Below are 3,400 nucleotides of genomic sequence, written 5' to 3'. Positions count from 1 at the left end.
CCAGCTTATTGGGGTTGCCTTGCAGAGGGTAGGCCTGTTGGTAGGTTTGCTCAATCTGTTGGTTGGTGACGTCGCTGAGTAGTCCTACCATGCTTAAGTCTTTTAATGCTTTGGCTACGCGCTCTCGCTCGATGGGTGAGTCTTTCTTTGGCAGTGGCGAACTCACTTCGGCATCACTTGCCGTTGCCGGGAAAAATTGAAACTTAAATACCTTCCAACTGGGCTTGCGACTGCCGTAAGCGAGATAAAGCTCGCGTAGCTCCGGGTGCTCGGCCAGCTCTTCGCTGCTGGCCGAGTAAAAAAACAGTTTATTGTTGGCGGTATGAGTAAAGCAATAAATCAGGCTTTCACCCTGTTCGCGTTGTAAGTAACGCAGCATTCGCGGTGAATGAAACAGCTGGGACAGGTGGCTTTGATTACTTTCATCTCGCCAGTAAGAAAAAATATCAGCGTTGTTTTGGGTGGCTAGAGCATAACGTAGGCTAGGCGTGTGTTGACCCGTAAAATACAGTGGCACACTACTTAAGCGTGGCATCAGGTATTGCTCGTAGCCTTTGGTAATCACGGCGGCGGTAATGTTGTCTACATCAACTCGATAGCGGCCGCGATAGGAACGCAGGAAGTTTTTAAAAAACTGATTAAATTCTTCGCCAGGGTCCACTACCACTAGGCGTACCCATTGTTGCTGCTTTTTGCGGTCGATACCGACTACCCGATATTCGGTACCCGCGCTAAGTACGCGGTTAACGAATTCTTTTTCTAGCCCGGTAAAATAGATGAAGTAGTGCTCACCCACTTCAAATGTGCGCTTCTCATCCACCTTGATGCGGATCCCCGATACCGACATATTGGAGGTTCTGGCATCAAACAGCTTACCATTCACATCGGCAATTCTTAGTGGGGCGGTGAGGTGCATGCGCTCTTCACTGCGACCAATGTAGTGGCCTAAGCGTACTGCTCTGGCAATGACTTTTTTCTGCCTACGGGCGGCTGCTTCTTGCGGGCTGATGTTATTTTTTTGCATCACCTTGAAGTTGTTTTCAGTGTGCTGCAGTTTTTCAAAAATACCTAGGGTGTATTGTTGGTTGTAGAGTTTTAACTGTTGTTTGAAGACTTTAATGGCGATGTCATCTAAGAAATGGGTTTTACCTTGGTAGTGAAACTCCTTACATTCACCATCCACCTTGCCGCGTAAATCAACTAGCCGTTGACAAGGCGCAGCCAAGCGTTGCATTTCCATTTTGAGTAGGAAGCTCTCATTATTGCTTAGCCCTTCGGTAGCGCGCTTAAAGACTTGATTGAAGTCGCTACTCCCCATCACTGGTAGTAGTCGCTCGATTAAGGCGTGGTGCTTCGTTTCTGGCATGGCGCTAGGTATCATTCCTTCAAGCTATGTTTTGATGTCAAAATTCTGTCTTAGTCTATACACTAAGCAAAGTTTGTTCCCTTAGCTAGATGAAAGATAACAAGTTTAAGTAATATTTTAGCGTTTTGTGAGCGTTTGGAGGAAAAATGGCCAAAGTGAAAACTGCTTATGTGTGTAATGATTGTGGTGCCGACTTCCCACGTTGGCAGGGGCAGTGCAGTGAATGCAAAGCTTGGAACACCATTAGTGAAGTTCGCTTAAGTGCCGCTCCGTCTCGTAATGACCGTTTCACTGGCTACGCAGGGAGCACCGCAGGTAAAGTACAAACCTTAGAGAGTATTGATTTAGCGGAGTTACCTCGTTTCTCTACCGGCTTTAAAGAGTTTGACCGGGTGTTGGGGGGCGGTGTGGTTCCTGGCAGTGCCATTTTGATCGGCGGTAGTCCCGGGGCCGGTAAGAGTACCTTGTTGTTGCAAACCATGTGTGGCTTGGCTCAGAGCATGGATACCCTGTATGTTACTGGCGAGGAATCCTTGCAACAAATCGCCCTGCGAGCCCAGCGTTTGGGTTTACCGAAAGATAAACTAAAACTATTGGCGGAAACCAGTGTTGAGCAAATCGGCCAGATAGCACTGGAAATTAAACCCAAAATGATGGTGATAGACTCGATTCAGGTGATGCACATGGCCGATATTCAGTCGGCACCGGGTGGAGTGAGTCAGGTCAGAGAAAGTGCTGCTTGGTTAACCCGTTTTGCCAAGCAACATAATATTGCCATGTTCATGGTGGGCCATGTGACTAAAGACGGCACTTTAGCCGGGCCTAAGGTGCTTGAGCACTGTATTGATTGTTCGATTATGTTGGAAGGTGATGCCGACGGGCGTTTTCGTACGCTTCGGGGTAATAAAAATCGCTTTGGTGCGATTAACGAGCTCGGAGTGTTTGCCATGACCGAGCAGGGCATGCGTGAGGTATCCAACCCTTCGGCTATTTTCTTATCACGAGGACAAGAAGCAGCACCGGGCTCGGTGGTAATGGTGGTATGGGAAGGGACTCGACCTTTACTGGTAGAGATCCAAGCCTTGGTTGATTATAGCCAGCTGGCTAACCCGCGGCGGGTGGCTGTGGGCTTAGAGCAAAACCGTTTGGCCATGTTGTTAGCGGTGATGCATCGCCATGCTGGGGTGCAAATGTCTGATCAAGACGTCTTTACCAATGTGGTAGGTGGGGTTCGAGTGGCCGAAACTGGTGCCGACTTGGCGCTGTTGGTGGCCATGGTATCGAGCTTTAGAAACCACACGCTGGCGCAAGATTTAGTGGTATTTGGTGAAGTGGGGCTGTCTGGGGAAATTCGCCCGGTGAGTAATGGTCAGGAGCGACTCAATGAAGCGGCTAAACATGGCTTTAAACGAGCCATTGTCCCCCTAGGCAACCGCCCTAAGCAGGCGATTGCTGGTCTAGAGGTGATTGCCGTGAGTAAACTTGCCGAGGCATTAGAAGCGGTTTAATCCGCTTCTTTGTTTTGGTCGACTAAATGTTCTAATTCGCGGTGCAATAGGGCATCGTCGCCAAGGTTTAACTCAATTAAGCGTTTTAAATGGCTGGCACTTTCTAGGTCGAGGTGTAGGCACTTAAGCCCAATCTGTTGGTCACGTAGATGTTTCACTTCTACGTCCATGGTTATGCTCAACTCTTCAATCGCCACATCGCTCAAACTGAAGCTTAGGGTGAGTTGGGTCAACTCCTCATCCCAGTCATTCGGTAGCGTGACTAAGGCACCTTGTAAGGATAAATCCAACAATTGGCATGACCAAGATTGCTCACCGTGATTTAAGTAGGCGGGGCGGTTGAACAGGACTCGCAAAAATTGACGGCGCTCGCGCATGCTTTATTTCCTATAGTTTTAATATTTCAATTCACTTTAAGCCTAGCGTAAATAAGATATTTTTACAGCTAAGCGGGTGGCTTTTGGGACAAAGCCTGAGCAATTATTTGTTGAGTGTGTGAGGCCAATTCCGCTTCGCTCATGGTGGC

The 3,400-nt window shown here is 48.4% G+C and carries 3 protein-coding genes; 1 reads left to right on the top strand and 2 read right to left on the bottom strand.

The genetic code is table 11. From position 1 onward, the window contains the following. On the bottom strand, positions 1-1,366 hold a 1,366-nt coding region (locus ACQY6Q_RS02830), incomplete at its 3' end, for a PilZ domain-containing protein (protein ID WP_427977628.1). A 146-nt stretch (positions 1,367-1,512) separates the two neighbouring features. Between ACQY6Q_RS02830 and radA the strand changes: the two genes are divergently transcribed. Beyond that, positions 1,513-2,874, top strand: a complete 1,362-nt coding sequence (radA, locus tag ACQY6Q_RS02825) for a DNA repair protein RadA (RefSeq protein WP_427977625.1) — start codon at positions 1,513-1,515, stop codon at positions 2,872-2,874. On the opposite strand, the gene ACQY6Q_RS02820 is transcribed toward radA, so the two are convergent. Further along, positions 2,871-3,251 (bottom strand): PilZ domain-containing protein, encoded by a 381-nt coding sequence (locus ACQY6Q_RS02820; protein ID WP_427977623.1) that lies wholly within the window; start codon positions 3,249-3,251, stop codon positions 2,871-2,873. The genes radA and ACQY6Q_RS02820 overlap by 4 nt on opposite strands. Positions 3,252-3,400: the final 149 nt, after the last annotated feature.

The organism is Agarivorans sp. (assembly GCF_050295395.1).
GTDB lineage: Bacteria > Pseudomonadota > Gammaproteobacteria > Enterobacterales > Celerinatantimonadaceae > Agarivorans.
This window is presented reverse-complemented; position numbering and strand designations above follow the sequence as displayed.

What these genes read in the sequence shown, in the direction of transcription:
- radA (WP_427977625.1), top strand. Translation starts at nt 1,513, where the DNA reads ATGGCCAAAGTGAAAACTGCTTATGTGTGTAATGATTGTGGTGCCGAC.
- ACQY6Q_RS02820 (WP_427977623.1), bottom strand. Translation starts at nt 3,251, where the DNA reads ATGCGCGAGCGCCGTCAATTTTTGCGAGTCCTGTTCAACCGCCCCGCC.